Origin of the sequence: Pseudoxanthomonas sp. SE1 (assembly GCF_029542205.1) — a bacterium.
Lineage (GTDB): Bacteria > Pseudomonadota > Gammaproteobacteria > Xanthomonadales > Xanthomonadaceae > Pseudoxanthomonas_A.
Window position 1 is genome coordinate 2,602,089 of sequence record NZ_CP113783.1, and the last position, 18,082, is coordinate 2,620,170.

General features: G+C 67.9%; 19 protein-coding genes. 17 read left to right on the forward strand and 2 right to left on the reverse strand.

Going from position 1 to position 18,082, the window contains the following annotated elements; all coding sequences use genetic code 11:
• The first annotated feature begins 276 nt into the window (after nt 1-276).
• The 4 genes from OY559_RS12245 to OY559_RS12260 are packed head-to-tail and all read left to right on the forward strand — an operon-like array spanning nt 277 to nt 4,253.
• Nucleotides 277-2,169, forward strand: coding sequence for an ABC transporter ATP-binding protein (locus OY559_RS12245; RefSeq protein WP_277726524.1), 1,893 nt, complete (start codon nt 277-279; stop codon nt 2,167-2,169).
• Nucleotides 2,170-2,210: 41 nt separating this feature from the next.
• Nucleotides 2,211-3,419, forward strand: coding sequence for a PQQ-dependent sugar dehydrogenase (locus OY559_RS12250; RefSeq protein WP_277726525.1), 1,209 nt, complete (start codon nt 2,211-2,213; stop codon nt 3,417-3,419).
• Nucleotides 3,420-3,432: 13 nt separating this feature from the next.
• Complete coding sequence (locus OY559_RS12255) at nt 3,433-3,810, forward strand: hypothetical protein (RefSeq protein WP_277726526.1); 378 nt, start codon at nt 3,433-3,435, stop codon at nt 3,808-3,810.
• The gene (locus OY559_RS12260; protein ID WP_277726527.1) at nt 3,807-4,253 is read left to right on the forward strand and encodes a PaaI family thioesterase; all 447 of its coding nucleotides are present in this window, start codon (nt 3,807-3,809) and stop codon (nt 4,251-4,253) included. The genes OY559_RS12255 and OY559_RS12260 overlap by 4 nt, the downstream gene beginning before the upstream one ends.
• An 815-nt stretch (nt 4,254-5,068) precedes the next feature.
• Here OY559_RS12260 and OY559_RS12265 read toward each other — a convergent pair.
• Both OY559_RS12265 and OY559_RS12270 read right to left on the reverse strand, forming a co-directional pair.
• Nucleotides 5,069-5,866, reverse strand: a complete 798-nt coding sequence (locus OY559_RS12265; RefSeq protein ID WP_277726528.1) for an amidohydrolase — start codon at nt 5,864-5,866, stop codon at nt 5,069-5,071.
• Nucleotides 5,867-5,994: 128 nt separating this feature from the next.
• Entirely contained in the window at nt 5,995-7,146 is a 1,152-nt protein-coding gene (locus OY559_RS12270) for a pyridoxal phosphate-dependent aminotransferase (protein WP_277726529.1), read from the reverse strand.
• Nucleotides 7,147-7,216: 70 nt separating this feature from the next.
• On the opposite strand from OY559_RS12270, the gene OY559_RS12275 reads away from it, so the two are divergent.
• The 13 genes from OY559_RS12275 to OY559_RS12335 all read left to right on the forward strand — a co-directional run bounded on the left by OY559_RS12275 (nt 7,217) and on the right by OY559_RS12335 (nt 18,082).
• Complete coding sequence (locus OY559_RS12275) at nt 7,217-7,723, forward strand: DUF3293 domain-containing protein (protein WP_277726530.1); 507 nt, start codon at nt 7,217-7,219, stop codon at nt 7,721-7,723.
• Between the two features lie 105 nt (nt 7,724-7,828).
• Nucleotides 7,829-8,473 (forward strand): heme ABC exporter ATP-binding protein CcmA, encoded by a 645-nt coding sequence (ccmA, locus tag OY559_RS12280; RefSeq protein ID WP_277726531.1) that lies wholly within the window; start codon nt 7,829-7,831, stop codon nt 8,471-8,473.
• Nucleotides 8,470-9,156, forward strand: a complete 687-nt coding sequence (gene ccmB / locus OY559_RS12285; protein ID WP_277726532.1) for a heme exporter protein CcmB — start codon at nt 8,470-8,472, stop codon at nt 9,154-9,156. The genes ccmA and ccmB overlap by 4 nt, the downstream gene beginning before the upstream one ends.
• Before the next feature lie 16 nt (nt 9,157-9,172).
• Nucleotides 9,173-9,931, forward strand: coding sequence for a heme ABC transporter permease (locus OY559_RS12290; protein ID WP_277726533.1), 759 nt, complete (start codon nt 9,173-9,175; stop codon nt 9,929-9,931).
• On the forward strand, nt 9,928-10,095 hold the full coding sequence (locus OY559_RS12295; protein ID WP_277726534.1) for a heme exporter protein CcmD: 168 nt from the start codon (nt 9,928-9,930) through the stop codon (nt 10,093-10,095). Before OY559_RS12290 ends, OY559_RS12295 begins: the two co-directional genes overlap by 4 nt.
• A 3-nt stretch (nt 10,096-10,098) precedes the next feature.
• The gene (gene ccmE / locus OY559_RS12300; RefSeq protein ID WP_277726535.1) at nt 10,099-10,560 is read left to right on the forward strand and encodes a cytochrome c maturation protein CcmE; all 462 of its coding nucleotides are present in this window, start codon (nt 10,099-10,101) and stop codon (nt 10,558-10,560) included.
• Nucleotides 10,561-10,776: 216 nt separating this feature from the next.
• Nucleotides 10,777-12,717, forward strand: a complete 1,941-nt coding sequence (locus OY559_RS12305; protein ID WP_277726536.1) for a heme lyase CcmF/NrfE family subunit — start codon at nt 10,777-10,779, stop codon at nt 12,715-12,717.
• Nucleotides 12,718-12,809: 92 nt separating this feature from the next.
• The gene (locus tag OY559_RS12310) at nt 12,810-13,310 is read left to right on the forward strand and encodes a DsbE family thiol:disulfide interchange protein (RefSeq protein WP_277729998.1); all 501 of its coding nucleotides are present in this window, start codon (nt 12,810-12,812) and stop codon (nt 13,308-13,310) included.
• 98 nt (nt 13,311-13,408) lie between these two features.
• Nucleotides 13,409-13,834: a cytochrome c-type biogenesis protein gene (locus OY559_RS12315; protein ID WP_277726537.1), complete on the forward strand. Its 426-nt coding sequence runs from the start codon at nt 13,409-13,411 to the stop codon at nt 13,832-13,834.
• Entirely contained in the window at nt 13,834-14,850 is a 1,017-nt protein-coding gene (locus OY559_RS12320; protein ID WP_277726538.1) for a tetratricopeptide repeat protein, read from the forward strand. Before OY559_RS12315 ends, OY559_RS12320 begins: the two co-directional genes overlap by 1 nt.
• 412 nt (nt 14,851-15,262) lie before the next feature.
• Nucleotides 15,263-16,105 carry an endonuclease/exonuclease/phosphatase family protein gene (locus OY559_RS12325; protein ID WP_277726539.1) on the forward strand — a complete coding sequence of 281 codons (843 nt, stop codon included), beginning with the start codon at nt 15,263-15,265 and terminating at the stop codon, nt 16,103-16,105.
• Between the two features lie 27 nt (nt 16,106-16,132).
• On the forward strand, nt 16,133-17,260 hold the full coding sequence (locus OY559_RS12330) for a homoserine O-acetyltransferase MetX (protein WP_277726540.1): 1,128 nt from the start codon (nt 16,133-16,135) through the stop codon (nt 17,258-17,260).
• 234 nt (nt 17,261-17,494) lie between these two features.
• A complete protein-coding gene (locus OY559_RS12335; protein ID WP_277726541.1) occupies nt 17,495-18,082 on the forward strand; it encodes a cysteine dioxygenase family protein in 588 nt (195 codons plus the stop codon).

Sequence of the window (18,082 nt, forward strand, 5' to 3'; positions counted from 1 at the left end):
GCGATCCGCGTCGCTTCCGGCATGATCGTTCGCCGCTGCTGCCGCGCTGCGGCGCGTTCTCGCCTTACGGGCACCGACGCGTCCGTGGGGCGCGGATGCACGGAAAACGTCAGTCGCGATCCGCGCCGCTTCCCGATGATGCCCCAGAGGCCACCGTGGGAGCGACGTCAGTCGCGACTTGACGGACGCAATCCCTGATCGCGACTGACGTCGCTCCCACCCCGCAGACAGTCGGGCTTTCACCCAAAACCCATCCCGGGCAGGCACAATCCACGCATGGCCTCGTCCCCACCGCCCACGGGCAAGCCCAAGGGCGCCGCTCCGCGCCCCGCCAACAAGCCCAACCTGCGCGAGCGCTTCGACGCGATGCGCAACCTGGCGCCTTTCCTGCGCCAGATCTGGCAGACCAGCCGTGTCCTGACCACCGCCAGCCTGGGCCTGCGCGTGATCCGCGCCCTGCTGCCCATCGTCACGCTGTACATCGGCAAGCTGATCATCGACGAAGCCATCCGTCTGGTCGGCGCCGGCGTGCCGCAGGAAGGCCTGTTGACTGCCTGGCGCAGCGGCGTGCTGGACCACCTGCTGTGGTTGCTGGCGGTGGAGTTCGCGCTGGCGATCCTGTCCGACCTGCTGGGCCGCATGGTGAGCTACGCCGACGCCCTGCTGTCGGAGCTGTTCACCAACGCCACCAGCATCCGCCTGATGGAACACGCGGCCACGCTGGACCTGGAGGACTTCGAAGACCCGGACCTGCAGGACAAGCTGGACCGCGCGCGCCGCCAGACCATGGGCCGCATGAACCTGATGAGCCAGCTGTTCGGCCAGGTGCAGGACGCCATCACCGTGGTCGGCTTCGCCGCGGGCCTGCTGGTGTATGCGCCCTGGCTGATGGTGCTGCTGGCGGTGGCGCTGATCCCCGCCTTCATCGGCGAGGCGCACTTCAATGCGGTGGGCTACTCGTTGAATTTCCAGTGGACGCCGGAGCGGCGGCAGCTGGAGTACATGCGGCAGATGGGTGCCAGCGTGGAAACGGCGAAAGAGGTGAAGATCTTCAACCTCCACCGCTTCCTGATCAGCCGTTATCGCACCCTGGCCGACAAGTTCTTCATCGCCAACCGCGCACTGGCGCGACGCCGCGCGGTCTGGGGCACGCTGCTGGCGGCGCTGGGCACGCTGGGCTACTACGTGGCCTACGGCTACATCGCCTGGCGCACGGTGCGCGGCGACTTCAGCATCGGCGACCTGACGTTCCTGGCCGGCAGTTTCCGCCGCCTGCGCCAGTTGCTGGAAGGCCTGCTGGTCGGCTTTTCACAGGTCGCGGGCCAGGCGCTGTACCTGGACGACCTGTTTTCGTTCTTCGAGATCGAACCGGAGATCACCTCGCCCAACGATCCCATCCCGGTACCGAAGCCGATCACCCGTGGCTTCACCTTCGAGAACGTGGGCTTCCGCTATCCCGATGCCGAACGCTGGGCGGTGCGGGGGTTGGACTTCGAACTGCGGGCCGGCGAAGTGCTGGCGCTGGTCGGCGAGAACGGCGCCGGCAAGACCACGCTGGTCAAGCTGCTGGCGCGCCTGTACGACCCGGACGAGGGCCGCATCCTGCTGGACGGGCGCGACCTGCGCGACTACGACATCGACGACCTGCGCGCCAACATCGGCGTGATCTTCCAGGATTTCGTGCGCTACCACCTGACTGCAGGCGAGAACATCGGCGTGGGCCAGATCGACGCGATGCACGACCAGGCCCGCATCCGCGACGCCGCTGCCCGTTCGATGGCGGACGAAGTGATCGCCGGGCTGCCGCAGGGCTACGAGCAGATGATCGGCCGCCGCTTCAAGAACAGCGTGGACCTGTCCGGCGGGCAATGGCAGAAGATCGCCATCGCGCGCGCCTACATGCGCGATGCGCAGGTGATGATCCTGGACGAACCCACCGCCGCGCTGGACGCCCGCTCGGAATTCGAGGTCTTCCAACGCTTCAAGGAATTGTCGGACAATCGGACCGCAGTGCTGATCTCGCACCGCTTCTCCAGCGTACGCATGGCGGACCGCATCCTGGTCCTCGATGAAGGACGCCTGGAAGCCAGCGGCACCCACGAACAACTGCTGGCCGAAGGCGGCCGCTATGCCGAACTGTTCGAACTGCAGGCCGCCGGTTACCGCTGATACGGCTACCGCTGATCATGTTCCCCACAGGAGATACGACGTTGCGCAACGCATCCCATCGACTCGCCACCGCCCTGCTTCTCGCGCTGCCGCTGGCCGCGTGCAATTCGTCAGCGAACGGTGAAGCCAAAGGCAACGCCACCGCCGCGGCGGAGCAGCCTGCACCCGCAAGCCAGCCCACGCAGACGCTGACCAGCGCCAAGGGCCAGGTCCGGGCCACGCAGGTGGCGAGCAGCCTGGATCATCCCTGGGGGCTCGCGTTCCTGCCTGACGGCAGCATGCTCGTCACCGAACGCAGCGGGCAGTTGCGACGCGTCGGCACCGATGGCGCGGTGTCCGCGCCGATCACGGGTGTGCCCAAGGTCTTCGCCACCGGCCAGGGCGGCCTGCTCGACGTGGTGCTGGCGCCGGATTTCGCCAGCAGCCAGCGCATCTATCTGAGCTACGCCGAGCCGGGCGACGACGGCACCGCCGGCACCGCCGTGGCCTACGGCACCTTGGCCGACGGCGCGCTGGCCGACGTCAAGGTGATCTATCGCCAGGAACCGAAGGTCGATGGCCCGAACCACTTCGGCTCGCGCCTGGTCTTCGACGATGCCGGCCACCTCTTCATCAGCCAGGGCGAGCGCAACAAGCGCGCGATGTCGCAGGAACTCGACAAGCTGCAGGGCAAGCTGGTGCGCCTCAACCTGGACGGCAGCGTGCCGCAGGACAATCCCTTCGTCGGCCAGTCCGGCGCGCGCCCCGAGATATACAGCTACGGCCACCGCAACATGCAGGGCATGGCGCGCGACCCGCGCACCGGCACGCTCTGGCAGAGCGAGCATGGCCCGCGCGGTGGCGACGAGATCAACCTGCCCCAGCCCGGAAGGAACTATGGCTGGCCGGTCATCACCCACGGCATCAATTATTCCGGCCAGCCGATCCCGGAAGCGGAAGGCAAGGCGAAGGACGGCATGGAGCAACCGCACCACCTGTGGGAGAAATCCCCGGGTGTGTCCGGCATGGCGTTCTATACCGGACGCCCGGAGAGCCCCTGGAACGACAGCCTGTTCCTCGGCTCGCTGGCAGAACGCAACCTGATCCGCCTGACCCTGGACGGCGACAAGGTGGTCGGCGAAGAACGCCTGCTCAACGAGATCGGTGAGCGTGTGCGCGATGTCCGCGTCGGGCCGGACGGCAACGTCTACGTGGTCACCGATGAAGACGACGGCAAGATCTGGCGGATCGAACCGCCGAAAGCGCCGTGAGGAGCATCCGGTGATGAAACACCTCCTGCTCGCATTCGGGTTGTGCTGCGCTTCCGTGGCGCACGCACAGGCAACGCTCGACTACACACAAGCCAAGCAACGCGCGGATGCCGACGAAGCCGCGCTGGCACCGGAGCAGGCGGCCTCGCTGCGCGATGCGCAGGCCATCGCGCTCGATGCCGGCGTCAGCGCATGCGCGACCCCCACGGCGGACACCTCGCCGTTCGTGGTCGTTGCGGAGCTGGACGCCACCGGCAAGGTGGTACGTACGTGGCGGGAAGGCGCGACGCCCCTGGCGATCTGCGTGCAGAAGCAGATCGCGGGCAGGACGCTGTCGGCGCCAGGGCGCGCGCCTTTCTTCACCTCGTTCGAGCTGAGCTTCACGCCATGAACGACGGCACCGACATCAACGCCCTGCTGCGCGCGCGCCTGCCGGCCGGTGCGCCGCTGCAGATCCCGCCGCCATGCCTGCTCGACATGCAGGGCGAGCCGGTCGCCTACGTGGAAGGCGAATCGCTGGCGATGCGTTTTCCCGTGCTGCCGCGCTACCAGAATCCGATCGGGCACATGCAGGGCGGTTTCATCGTCGCCGCACTGGACAACACGCTTGGGCCGTTCTCGTACCTGATCGCCCCGCCGAGCGTGACGACGTCGCTCAACACGCAGTACCTGCGACCGGTGACGCCGGACATGCCGCACATCACCTGCCGTGCGCGGCTGGTGGAGCGCACGCGCAACCAGCTGTTCCTGACCGGTGAGGTCCGCGATGACGCGGGACGCGTGCTGGTGATGTGCCAGGCGGTGTGCCAGATCCTGCCGCAGAAAAGCGCTTGAGTTTGAAGCCCCTCTCCCTGCGGGAGAGGGGTTGGGGTGAGGGGCAACGAAGACGACACGCCTGATGTCCCGCGATTCGACAACAACCGCCGCGAACGCGATACACACACGCGCCCATGAGCCTATTGGGCTCATGAGTTTGCTGCGAAGTAGCCGTGGGTTTAGGCATGGTGCCGCTCGCCGCGGGGGCGTCCCTTTCTTTGCTTGTGCAAAGAAAGGAACCAAAGAAACACACCCCAGGCGGCACGCCCTCCGCGCTGCGCGCTCCGGGTTCGCGAGCGGTCCGGGAGTTTCCGTAAGGCACATCCTGTGCCATACGAAAACGCCGCCATCCATGGCGGCGCCCTACGGGTTTTACCCGGCCCACTCGCCGTGCCTCAAGGGGACCCAAAGGCAAGAGCAAAAAAAGAAACCCGCGCACGATGCTTCAGGTGCGGCTGTTGGGGCCCCTGAGGTCCGGCAGTCACGGCGGGTCAAACCCCGCAGGGGCGACGCACAAGGATGTGCGTCGTTTCCGGATGACACAGGATGTGTCTTCCGGAAATTCCCGCCGGGACTGCGCACCCGCCGCTTGCGGCGGGCGGACCGCCGGGGTGTGCTTTCTTTTGCCTACTCTTCTTTGCACACGCAAAGAAAAGTAGGGCCCCGCGGCGAGCGCGCCATGCCTGCACGCTGAAAGAACCTTCCCGTCAGGCCAGCACGTCCCAAACGACTATGGACACGCCCAAGGTCCGCACAGGTAACGGACTCCGTTGCCCCTCACCCCCACCCCTCTCCCGCAGGGAGAGGGGCTTCGACGCGCGGAGACGTTGCGCTCAGCGCAGCTCGAACCTATCCGCATCCAGCATCGCCGGAAACTTCTCCCGATGCGCCGCCAAGGCCTCCGCCGAGATCGTCGACGTCGCCACACCCTCGCCCGCCGGCAACTCCACCACCGGCTGGCCCAAGAAATCGATCACCGCACTGTCGCCGCTGTAAGCGTGCCCATTGCCATCCGTGCCCGCACGATTGACCGCCCCCACGTAGCAGAGATTCTCAATTGCCCGCGCCCGCAGCAGCGTCTTCCATGCATACGCGCGCGGCGCCGGCCAGTTCGCGACGAACAGTTGCAGATCGAAATCGAGTTGCCCCGGCCGCTCCACGTCGTAGCGGTTGCGCGCGAACACCGGGAAGCGCAGGTCGTAGCAGACCAGCGGATTGATCCGCCAGCCCTTCCACTCCACCGTCAGGCGCTGATTGCCGGCTGCATACCGCTTGTGCTCGTTCGCATAACGGAACAGGTGGCGCTTGTCGTAGTACTGCAACGCGCCGTCGGGCGTGGCGAACAGCAGGCGATTGAACACACCCTCCGGCGTGCGCAGTTGCACGCTGCCGGTAACGGCGGCACCCAACGTCGTGGCCTGCTCGCGGATCCACGCGACGGTAGCGCCGTCCATGCCCTCGGCCTGGTCGATCGCCTCGTTGCTGAAGCCGCTGGTGAACGTCTCCGGCAGGATCACCAGATCGCTCTGTCCCGCCAGCGGCGCAATCAAGCCGCCGTAGTAGTCGCGGTTGCCTGCCGGGTCGTGCCAGCGCGTTTCGCCCTGGACGAGGGAAATGCGAAGGTCCTGCATGGGTTCGGTATTCCTGATCGTGTCGGAAAGGACGTGCATTGTAGGAGGGGCTTTAGCCCCGACGCTTTTCCATCAATCTTCCGGATATCCCGGCGAAGGCATCGGGGCTAAAGCCCCTCCTACAGGGATCAGAGTGTCTTCAACCGCGCGATCGCCGCATCCAGCGTCGCCTCGTTCTTGGCGAAGCACAGGCGTGCCAGGCGCTGCCCGACCGGCGGCGTCTCGTAGAACGGCGACAGCGGAATCGCGGTGACGCCGTGCTCGACGGTCAGCCACTTCACGAACTCGGCATCCGGTAGGTCGCTGACCGCGGAATAGTCGACCAGTTGGAAATACCCGCCCGGCACCGGCAGCGGCGTGAACTTCGTGCCCAGCAGCTGTTCGCGGAAGCGGTCGCGCTTGTCCTGGTAGAACGCGCCCAGCTGTTCGTAGTGTTCCGGCTCGTCGCGGATCATCGCGGCGAACGCGAACTGCGCCGGGGCGAACGTGCAGAACACGTTGTACTGGTGGACCTTGCGGAACTCCGCGCTCAGCGCCGGCGGCGCGATGGCGTAGCCGATCTTCCAGCCGGTGCAGTGGTAGGTCTTGCCGAAGCTGGACACCACGAACGCACGCGCGGCCAGTTCCGGATAGCGCAGGATCGATTCGTGGCGACGGCCGTCGAACACGATGTGCTCGTAGACCTCGTCGGAAATCAGATAGATGCCGGTGCCTTCCAGCAGCGACGACAGCGCGCGGATGTCGGCATCGTCGAACATCGCGCCGGACGGGTTGTGCGGGCTGTTGATGATCAGCAGACGCGTCTTCGGCGTGATGGCGGCGCGCACGCGGTCCCAGTCCACCGCAAACGTCTGCGGATCCAGCGGCACATGCACGGCACGCGCACCCGCCAGGTCGATGGCCGGTTCGTAGCTGTCGTAGGCCGGGTCCAGCACGATGACTTCTTCGCCCGGGCGCACCACGGCGTGGATCGCGTTGAACAGCGCCTCGGTGGCGCCGCTGGTCACGGTGATCTCGGTATCCGGGTTCACTTCACGGCCGTAGCAGCGCAGCACCTTCTCCGCGATGGCCTGGCGCAGCGGCGCCACACCGGTCATCGGTGCGTACTGGTTGTGGCCGGCGCGCATGGCGGCATCCAGTTCGTCCACCAGCCGCTGCGGCACCGCGAAGTCCGGGAAACCCTGCCCCAGGTTGACCGCGCCGTGCTCGGCGGCGAGCTGCGACATCACGGTGAAGATGGTGGTGCCCACCTTGGGCAGCTTGGTCTGCGGCTGGGACATCCTGGTTCGGGCACTCGATGAAGGGGAACACGGAGTGTACGCGCTGGGCGTTACGCGCGATGATGCGGCCATGGCCGACCACCGCGTTCCCGCTGCCGGCACGACCCTCGGGGATGTCCCCGAGGCGGAACGCGCACGGCTGGCCACGGCCTGGGCTGCCGCGCACTACTTCGTCACCGTGGGTCGGCAGGAATGGCTGTTCCGCACCGGCTCGACCGCGCCGGACGTCGAACGCCAGGTCATGGCGACCCGCTATCTGTTCATCACCGCGTGGAATCCTCCACCCGGCGAGGCGCCGCGCCCGGTCAACGACGCCGCGCAGGAGCGTTTGCACGCGCGCCTGCACACGCTGGGGCTGTCATTCCACCCGGCGCTGGGCTGCAACAACCAGGGCGGCATGGTCGAGCACGGTTGCCTGGTGCTGGACGCCACGCTGGAACAGGCCGACGCCCTGGCGCGCGAGTTCGGCCAGGGCGGCACGCTGTTCTGGCACGCCGACACGCCGGTGCGACTGCGGATGATGTGGCCGCGCCCGCCGCAGGCCGACGGCGACCTGCATACCGACTGGGTGGGGTGACGGACCGCGACCGTCTGTCGCAGGCGGCCGGACCGGCCCCTCCGTTTAGAATGGGCGATTGAGCCCCAGGACACCCCAGCCTCCCGCCCGGGAACGCCCGATCCGATGACCGACGCCGCTTCCCGCCACCCGCCGTTGCTGGCCGCCCGCGCCTTGGCGTTCTCGCGCAATGACGAGCCGGTCTTCGGGCCGCTGGATTTCGCCGTGGACGCGGGCGAGGCGCTGCTGGTGCAGGGCGGCAACGGCGTTGGCAAGACCACGCTGCTGCGCGTGCTGGCTGGCCTGCTGCGGGCCGATGCCGGCCAGATCGACATCGACGGACAGCCCGCCGGACCGTCGCGCCGGGCGCATGCGATGGCCTACCTCGGCCACCTGCCCGCACTGAAGGCCGACCTGAACACACTGGAAAACCTCAACTTCCTCTGCGGCCTGCATGGCCGCCGCGCCCGCCAGATGCCCGGCAACGCGCTGGCGATGGTCGGCCTGGCCGGGTACGAGGACGCCCTCGCCCGCCAGCTCTCCGCGGGGCAAAAGAAGCGGCTCTCGCTCGCCCGCCTGTGGCTGTCGCCGTCGCCGCTGTGGCTGCTGGACGAGCCCTACGCCAACCTCGATCTGGAAGGCATCAACCTGGTGAACCGGATGATCTCGGCCCATCTGCGCGATGGCGGTGCCGCCCTGGTCACCACCCACGGCGCCTACGCCGCGCCACCGGTGCAGACGCGGATGCTGGTGATGGAGCGCCCGGCATGAGCACCGCGCCGTCCCTGCTGCAGACCGCCCGCGCGCTGGTCGTCCGCGACGTGCAACTGCTGTGGCGCCGCCGTGGCGATGCACTGCAGCCGGCATTGTTCGCGCTGCTGGTGGTGGTGCTGTTCGCCCTCGGCCTGGGCACCGCGCCCCTGGTGCTGTCGAAGGTCGCGCCCGCCGTGGTGTGGGTGGCCGTGCTGCTGGCGGGCCTGCTGTCGCTGGACACCCTGTTCCGTGGCGACGCCGAGGACGGCTCGCTCGAACAATGGATCCTCGCACCGGTACCGCTGGCCTGGCTGGTGCTGGTGCGCGTGCTGACCCACTGGGCGACCACCGCCCTGCCACTGGTGCTGGCCACGCCGCTGCTGGGCGAGATGCTGCACCTGCCGCACAGCCAACTGCCGATGCTGCTCGCCACGCTCGCGCTGGGCACGCCGCTGCTTAGCCTGCTGGGCGCGGTGGTCGCGGCGCTGACGGTCGGCATGAGGCGCTCTGGTATCCTTGTGGCCCTGCTGGCGTTGCCGCTGTACGTACCCGTGCTGGTGTTCGGTGCGGGCGCCGTCGCCGCCAGCGCACAAGGGCTGGATGCCTCCGGCGCCCTCCTCTGGCTGGGCGCCGGTCTGCTGCTTTCGCTGCTGCTGGCGCCCGTGGCCGCCGCCGCGGCGATCCGCATCGCCCTGACCTGAAGACCCACGCCGCCGCATGAATCCCCTCGTCCGCTGGTTCCACCAACTCGGTTCGCCCCCGTACTTCGACCGCTTCGCGGCGCGCTGGACGCCGTGGTGCTATCTGGCGGCGATCGTGCTGCTCGGCCTGGGCCTGTGGCAGGCGCTGTTCGTGGTGCCGGCCGACTACCAGCAGGGCGACAGCTTCCGCATCCTCTACATCCACGTGCCCAGCGCGTGGATGAGCATGTTCGTGTTCGGCCTGATGGCCTTCTACGCCGCCATCGCACTCGTCTGGCGCATCAAGCTGTGCGAGATCCTGGCGATGGCGTGCGCGCCCACCGGCGCCGCGTTCACCGTCATCACGCTGGCCACCGGCAGCATCTGGGGCAAGCCGATGTGGGGCACCTGGTGGGACTGGGACCCGCGCCTGACCACCGAATTGATCCTGCTGTTCCTCTACCTGGGCGTGATGGGCCTGTACGGCGCCATCGACGACCGCCGCAACGCCGCGCGCGCGGCCGGCCTGCTGGCCATCGTCGGCGTGGCGATCCTGCCGGTGATCCGCTACTCGGTGGTGTGGTGGAACTCGCTGCACCAGGGCCAGACCATCCGCGTGTTCGGCGAATCCAGCATGGACGACAGCATGATCCTGCCGTTGGTGCTGATGGTGGTCGCGACGAAATTCTGGTTCGCCGGCTCGCTGCTGGCGCGCGCCCGCGCCGACAACCTGCGCCGCGAAGCCGGCAAGGACTGGGTGGCGAAACTCGCCGCCAGCAAGGGAGCCGCGCCGTGAGCTACCTCGAATACGTCATCGGCGCCTACGCCGTGTTCGCCGTGGTGCTGGGCTGGGACTTCCTCGCCCCGCGCCTGCAGGTGCGCCGCGAACTGCGCGCCGCCCGCCAACGCGTGGCGCGCGACGCACGCCGCAGCGCCGCCCCCACCGACCTGGAACGCTGACCGATGAACCCCGTCCGCCGCCGCCGCCTGCTGTTCGTGCTGCTTGCCGTCGTGGTGGCCGGCATCGCCACCACGCTGATCGCGATGGCCCTGCAACGCAACGTGGCCTACCTGTACACCCCGGCCGAAGTGCTGCGCGGCGAAGCCGGCGAATCGCGCTTCCGCCTGGGCGGCATGGTCGAGAAAGGCTCGTTCAAGCGCGAACCCGGCTCGCTGGTCTCGCAGTTCGGCGTCACTGACGGCGATGCGCAGCTGACGGTGCGCTACGACAAGATCCTGCCCGACCTGTTCCGCGAGGGGCAGGCGGTGGTCGCCACCGGTTCGATGCAGGACGGTGTGTTCGTCGCCACCGACGTGCTGGCCAAGCACGACGAGGCCTACATGCCGAAGGAAGTCGCCGACAAGATGGGCAAGGCGCACCAGAAGCATGACGTGCCGGCCGCGCCTGCCGGGGCGCCGAATTGACCCTCGCACCTGCCGGTCGCTCCCTTCTCCCCGCTCGCGGGGAGAAGGTGCCCGGAGGGCGGATGAGGGGCGCTTTTGCTTCACGGCACATGTGCTTGAAGCCCAGTCAGCGCGCCCGGACGCAGACCTGTTGTTTGAACACCCGCGACTCCGCTCGCCCCTCACCCGCCTTCGGCACCCTCTCCTCGCTGCGCAGGGAGAGGGATTGGATGATCGATGCTCCCTGAACTCGGACAAATCGCGCTGATCCTGGCGCTGCTGGTCGCGATCCTGCAGTCGGTGCTGCCGCTGGCCGGCGCGCATCGCAACAAATCCGCGTGGATGGACGTGGCGCGCCCGGCCGCCTACGCGCAGCTGTGGCTGGTGATGCTGGCCTTCATCGCGCTGACGGTCGCGTTCGTGCAGCAGGACTTCTCGGTCAAGTACGTGGCCGACAATTCCAATTCCCTGCTGCCCATGGTCTACCGCTACACCGCGGTGTGGGGCTCGCACGAAGGCTCACTGCTGCTGTGGGCGCTGGTGCTGGCGATCTGGACCGGCGCCGTGGCGCTGTTCTCGCGACGACTGCCGGACGTCGTGATCGCACGCGTGCTGGGCGTGATGGGCGTAGTCGCCATCGGCTTCCTCGCCTTCCTGATCTTCACGTCCAACCCCTTCATCCGCCTGTTGCCATCACCGGGCGAAGGCCGCGACCTCAACCCGCTGCTGCAGGACCCGGGGATGATCATCCATCCGCCGCTGCTCTACGTGGGCTACGTCGGTTTCGTGGTGCCGTTCGCGTTCGCCATCGCCGCATTGCTCGACGGCCGCGTGGATGCGCGCTGGCTGCGCTGGACGCGGCCGTGGACCAACGTCGCCTGGGGCTTCCTGACGCTGGGCATCGCGCTGGGCAGCTGGTGGGCGTATTACGAGCTCGGCTGGGGCGGCTGGTGGTTCTGGGATCCGGTCGAGAACGCCAGCTTCATGCCGTGGCTGGTCGGCGCGGCGCTGATCCATTCGCAGGCGGTCACCGAGAAGCGCGGCGCGTTCCGCGGCTGGACGCTGCTGCTCGCCATCTCGGCGTTCTCGCTCTCGCTGCTGGGCACGTTCCTGGTGCGCTCCGGCGTGATCACCAGCGTGCACGCCTTCGCCGCTGATCCCACGCGTGGCGTCTTCATCCTGATCTTCCTCGGCATCGTGATCGGCAGCTCGCTGCTGCTGTATGCGTGGCGCGCGCCGCAACTGGCCGATGACGCATCGGAGAAGTCGTACTTCGCCGTCAACGCGCGCGAGACCCTGCTGCTCGCCAACAACCTGCTGCTGACCGCGGCCTGCGCGATGATCCTGCTGGGTACGCTGTACCCGCTGATCGCCGATGCGCTCGACCTGGGCAAGATCTCGGTCGGCCCGCCCTACTTCAGCCTGCTGTTCATCGTGCTGATGGCACCGCTGGTGGCGCTGGTGCCGTTCGGTCCGCTCACCAAGTGGCAGCGCGACAAGGCCTCCCGCCTGGGCGCGATGCTGCTGCCATGGGCGCTGCTGTCGATCGTGCTGGCTGTTCTCGCCTACTTCGTGGCGCCACAGGGCAAGCTCAAGGCTGCCGCCGGCATCCTGGGTGCCGCCTGGGTCGGCCTGGGCACGCTGCGCTTCGTCTGGTCGCGCCTGCGCGCGAACGGCCGCTTCACTCCGGAGATGCTCGGCATGACGCTGGCGCATACCGGCATCGCGGTGTTCCTGGTCGGTGCGTTGCTGGTGGAAGCGCTGAACGTGCAGCGCGAACTTGCAGTGAAACCCGGCCAGACCGTCGAAGTAGGCCGCTGGGGATTCCATTTCCAGGGCGTGGACGAAACCCAGGGCCCCAACTACCTGTCCGACCGTGGCCACGTGCAGGTGCTGCGCGATGGCAAGCCGGTGGTGCTGCTGCATCCGGAAAAGCGCGCCTACGCCAGCGGTGGCCAGGTGATGACCGAAGCCGGCATCAAGCCCGGCGTGCTGGGCGATGTCTACGTCGCCATCGGCGAGCCGCTCGGCAACGATGCCTGGGCGTTGCGCGTGCACATCAAACCCTTCGTCCGCTGGATCTGGCTCGGCGCCGCCCTGATGGCCCTCGGCGGCTTCGTCACCGCCGCCGACCGCCGGTTCCGCAACCACCGCAGCTCCGAGGCGCGACCCGCATGAACAACGCATCCGAACTTCCGCCCTCGCCACCGCGTTCGCGCGGCGCGCTGACGTTCGCCCTGGTCATCATCGGCCTGTTCTTCGTCGGCCTGATGGGCCTGCTGTACTACGGCGTGTCGCAGTCCGACCGTGCCGGCCGCGACGCGCTGCCGTCGCCGCTGATCGGCAAGCCCGCGCCCGCGTTCGACCTTCCGCTGCTGCACGACCCCGCCAAGCGCGTCACCAACGCCGACCTGGCCGGCCAGCCCTACGTGATGAACGTGTGGGGCAGCTGGTGCCCCGAATGTCGCGTCGAACACCCCATCCTCACGCAATTCGCGCTGACCAAGCGCGTGCGCTTCATCGGCTACAACCTCAAGGACGAACGCGAGGATGCGCTGCGCTGGCTGGAGCAGTTCGGCAACCCGTACATGATGGTCATCGCCGACATCGAGGGCCGCACGGCGATCGACTGGGGCATCTACGGCGCGCCGGAAACCTTCCTCGTCGACGGCAACGGCGTGATCCGCTGGAAGCACGTCGGCGCCATCGATCAGGCCATCATCGACCACCAGCTGATCCCGGCGCTGGAAAAGATCGAAGCCGGCCGATGAACATGTTCGCCACCCCACGTGCCCCCCGTAGAGCCGAGCTTGCTCGGCTGCGCGATGCCGGAACCAAGAGCAGCCGAGCAAGCTCGGCTCTACGGGGCGTGTTAGCGCTGCTGCTGGCGCTCTGCGCGCTGCCCGCCTTCGCGCAGGCCAGCGACCCCACCCCGCTGCAGTTCAACGACGCCACCGAGGAAGCCCGCTTCCACAAACTCACCGCCGAACTGCGCTGCGTGATGTGCCAGAACCAGTCGCTGGCCGATTCCAATGCGCAGATCGCGCACGACCTGCGGCGTGAAGTGCTGGACCTGATGCGCCAGGGCAAGGACGACGCGCAGGTGAAGCAGTTCCTGGTCGAACGCTACGGCGAGTTCGTGCTGTACAAACCCGAGGTCGCACCCGGCACGTACATCCTGTGGTTCGGCCCCCTGCTGCTGTTGCTGGCCGGCGGTGTCTGGGTCGGCCGGATCGTCGCCAAGCGCGCGAAGCAACCCGCGCCGACCACCGACGACGACAATCAGGAGTGGTGATGACCACGTTCGTGATCCTCTCCATCGTGCTCTCCGCCGCCGTACTGCTGGCGGTGCTGTGGCCGCTGTGGCGCGACGCGCGCGGGCTGGTGCTGGGCGGCGTCGCCGCACTCGGCATCGCCACGTTCGCGCTGTACCGCGTGGTGGGCACGCCTGCCGCGCTGTCGCCGCAGGCCACCGCCGCAATGCCCACGACGCTGGACGATGCCGTGACCCAGCTCGAAGCCGAGCTCGCGAAGCAGCCCAACGAGCCGGAAGGCTGGCGCCTGCTGGGCAAGTCCTACGCCGCGCTGCAACGTTACGACGATGCGCTGAAAGCCTTCGAGCGCGCCGTGCAACTGCTGCCGACCGACGCCGACCTGCTGGTCGAAGCCGCGCAGGCACGGCTGTTCAACAACGCCGAACGCAAGCTCGACGCGCAGGCGATGGCGTTGCTGGACAAGGCCATCGCCATCAATCCCGATCATCAGCGGGCGCTGTGGTTCGTCGGCCTGGCGCAGCGACAGGAAGGCAAGCATGCGGAAGCGGCGAAGACCTGGGAGCCGCTGCTGGCCAAGGTCGACCCGAACACCGCCGCCACCCTGCGCACGCAGATCAACGAAGCCCGTACCGACGCCGGCCTGCCGCCACTGGCGGACACGGCGCCGGCACCCGTCGCCGACGCCACACCTGCACTGCTCACGGTCACGGTCGGTCTGGCGCCGGCCCTGAAGGACAAGCTGGCGCCGGGCGACACGCTGTTCGTGTTCGCCCGCCAGGTGGGTGGCCCGCCGATGCCGGTCGCCGCCAAACGCCTGCCGGTGGACACCTTCCCGGTAACCGTGCCGCTCGGCGACGGCGACAGCCCCATGCCCACGCTGAAGCTCTCGCAGCTACCGCAGGTGCAGCTGGTCGCCCGCATCGCCAAGGGCAATGGTCCTGCTGCGCAGACCGGCGACCTGGAAGCCGCTGCCGTCACCGCCGAGGTCAAGGCCGGCAACACCTACACGCTGACGATCGACCGCGTGGTGCCGTAAGTACAGCATTTCCTTCTTCGCGCGGGATGTTCCTTCTCCCTGCGAAGCGGGGAGAAGGTGGCCGAAGGCCGAATGAGGGGCGCTCTTCGCGCAGAACCCTCCGCGCACCGCCGTAGACGCGCGTTGACCGTCAATCGCAGCGCGAGCATTCCCACTCCGTTCGCCCCTCACCCACCCGTTGGGCACCCTCTCCCCGCTGCGCAGGGCGAGGGATACGGACACTGCGTTGCGATGTATCCGTGCCCTGCTTGCACCTGCACGACATGGCATCGATAAGCCGCCTTCCCTACACTCCGGCGATGATCCATCTCCTGCCCACTGCATGAAGCGCGCACGCGTCGTATCACGGCTAGCGCTTTGGCTCTCCGCACCTGCGCTGCTCGGACTGCTGCTCCCGCTGCAACGCGCATGGATGCCTGGCCAAGGATCCATCGGCTGGGCGCTGGACCTTTTCTCGCACTGGCAGCCGCTCTATGGCGCCGCCTGGCTAATCGCCTGCCTGCTCGGCGCCGTACGCGACAGGCGCTGGCTGCTCGGCCTGCCACTGCTGGCCCTGCCATGGCTCACCGCCAGTCCCGTCGCGCCGCACTCGCAGGAATCGCCGGATCTCGTGGTGGCGGTCGCCAACGTCAACATCCGCCAGCAAGACCCCGCCGCACTGCTCGACTGGCTGCGTCGGAAGCCGGCCAACCTCGTGGTGCTGACCGAACTGTCGCCGAACTACGCTGCCGCGCTGGCCGAACGGCAGTACGGCGGCTTCGCACACTACGCGCTGCATCCGCTCGCATCGCCGCCCGGCCTGGGCGTGCTCTCGGACCATCCACTGCACAACGTGCGTGTGCTGCCCGACCGACTGGGCGCACTGCGGATGGAGGCGGATATCGACATCGACGGCCATATCGTCCATTTCATCGCCGCACACCCGAAACCACCGATGGCCACGCGCAAGTATCAGGCACGCGATGGCCTGCTGCGCGAACTCGCCTTGGCGGCAACCGCCCGACCGACCATCGTCGCCGGCGACCTCAATGCCACGCCGTGGTCCAGTGCGTTGCTCGGCAGCGACCTGCGCTCCCTGCGTCGCGTTTCAGGATGGGCACCTACCTATCCCAGCGAGACCGGCGGCTGGTTCGGCATCGGCATCGATCACGTGCTTGTCTCGTCCGAGTTTGCCGGCACGGACGCGGAACGCGGCCCCGACATCGGTTCGGACCACCTGCCAGTCCGTGTCGGCGTGCACTGGCAGGGCGAATAGCGCCGCACGGATCGCTACACTTGGCGCATGACCGAATTCATCCCCCCCGGCACCCGCTTCCATCCCCTGCCCTCGCCGTTCCTCATGAAGCGCGGCGGTGCGCTGCACGGCGCACGGATGGCGTATGAAACCTGGGGCAGCTTGAACGAGCGCCGCGACAACGCGGTGCTGATCGTCACCGGGCTGTCGCCGGATGCGCATGCGGCGCGCAATCCGGGCAACGAAGCGGAGGGCTGGTGGGAAGCGATGCTCGGCCCCGGCAAGCCGATCGACACCGACCGCTGGTTCGTGGTCTGCGTGAACTCGTTGGGTAGTTGCAAGGGCTCGACGGGCCCGGCCTCGGTGAATCCGGATACGGGTGGCCTCTACCGCCTCGATTTCCCCGAATTGTCGGTGGAAGACGGCGCCAACGCGGCCTTCGACGTGGTGCGCAGGCTGGGCATCGAGCAGTTGGCCTGCATCATCGGCAACTCGATGGGCGGGATGACGGCGCTGGCCTACCTGCTGTTGCACCCGGGCGCGGCGCGCACGCACATCAACATCTCCGGCAGTGCGCAGGCGCTGCCGTTCTCCATCGCGATCCGCTCGCTGCAGCGCGAGGCGATCCGGTTGGATCCGCAATGGAACCACGGCCAGTACGACGATGAGACGTATCCGGAATCCGGCATGCGCATGGCGCGCAAGCTGGGCGTGATCACCTACCGTTCGGCGCTGGAGTGGGATGGCCGCTTCGGTCGCGTGCGGTTGGAGTCGGACCGTCCGGACGAGGATCCGTTCGGCCTGGAGTTCCAGGTGGAGAGTTATCTGGAAGGCCATGCGCGCCGGTTCGTGCGCCGCTTCGATCCCAATTGCTATCTCTATCTCAGCCGGTCGATGGACTGGTTCGATCTGGCGGAATACGCCGGTGAGGACCGCGCGGACGGCGACGTGATGAAGGGGCTGGCCAAGATCCGCGTGCAGCGTGCGCTGGCGATCGGGGCGGCCACCGACATCCTGTTCCCGCTGCAACAGCAGCAGCAGATCGCCGAGGGGCTCGCGGCCGGTGGGGCGCAGGCGGAGTTCCTGCCGCTGGAATCGCCACAGGGGCATGATGCCTTCCTGGTGGATTTCGAGCGGTTCGGGCCGGCAGTGGCAGGGTTTCTGGCAGGGGTATGAGCACCCGCCGTTCCCTTCTCCCTCCGGGAGAAGGTGGCGCGCAGCGCCGGATGAGGGTGTGCGAGCCGCCGAATCCTCACCACTCCGCCGCCCCTCACCCCAACCCCTCTCTCCCACAGGGACTTCCTTCGGTCGCCGACGGGAGAGGGGCTCATCCAACCCATCCCGCACCGCACGACGCCCTCCCCGCCCCACGCGGCTAAAATGGGCCCACACTTTCACCGGGCTCGTCCCATGACCCTCGATTTCCCCGGCGCCGACAAGCTGATCGCGTCGCTGGACGCCGCCGTCGCCCTTGGCGACGACCGTGCCGTCACCGATGCGCTGCGCAAGTCGCTGTGCGAACTGATCTGCGACGAGGACGTGCATCTGCCGTCCTGCGTGCTGGAGCCGATCTCCGACCATTACGCGCGCCGCGAGCTGTACACCAGTCCGGAGCACGGCTACAGCGTGATCGCGATGACGTGGGGGCCGGGCCAGGGCACCAAGATCCACGATCATTCGGGGATGTGGTGTGTGGAAGGGGTGTGGCGCGGGCGGCTGGAGATCACGCAGTACGAGCTGGCGGAGCACGACGATGTGCGCTACCGCTTCGTGCCGGCGGGCACCATCGAGGCCGGCACGGGCTCGGCGGGCAGCCTGATCCCGCCGCACGAGTACCACACCATCCGCAATCCCAGCGACAAGGCCGTTGCGGTCAGTCTGCATGTGTACCAGCGCACGATGGTCCGCTGCGGGATCTTCACGCCGGAGGAAGAGGCCGGCACGGACGGCTGGCAGCGCCGGGGCGAGCGGTTGCTGGGGACGGACCAGGTCAACTGA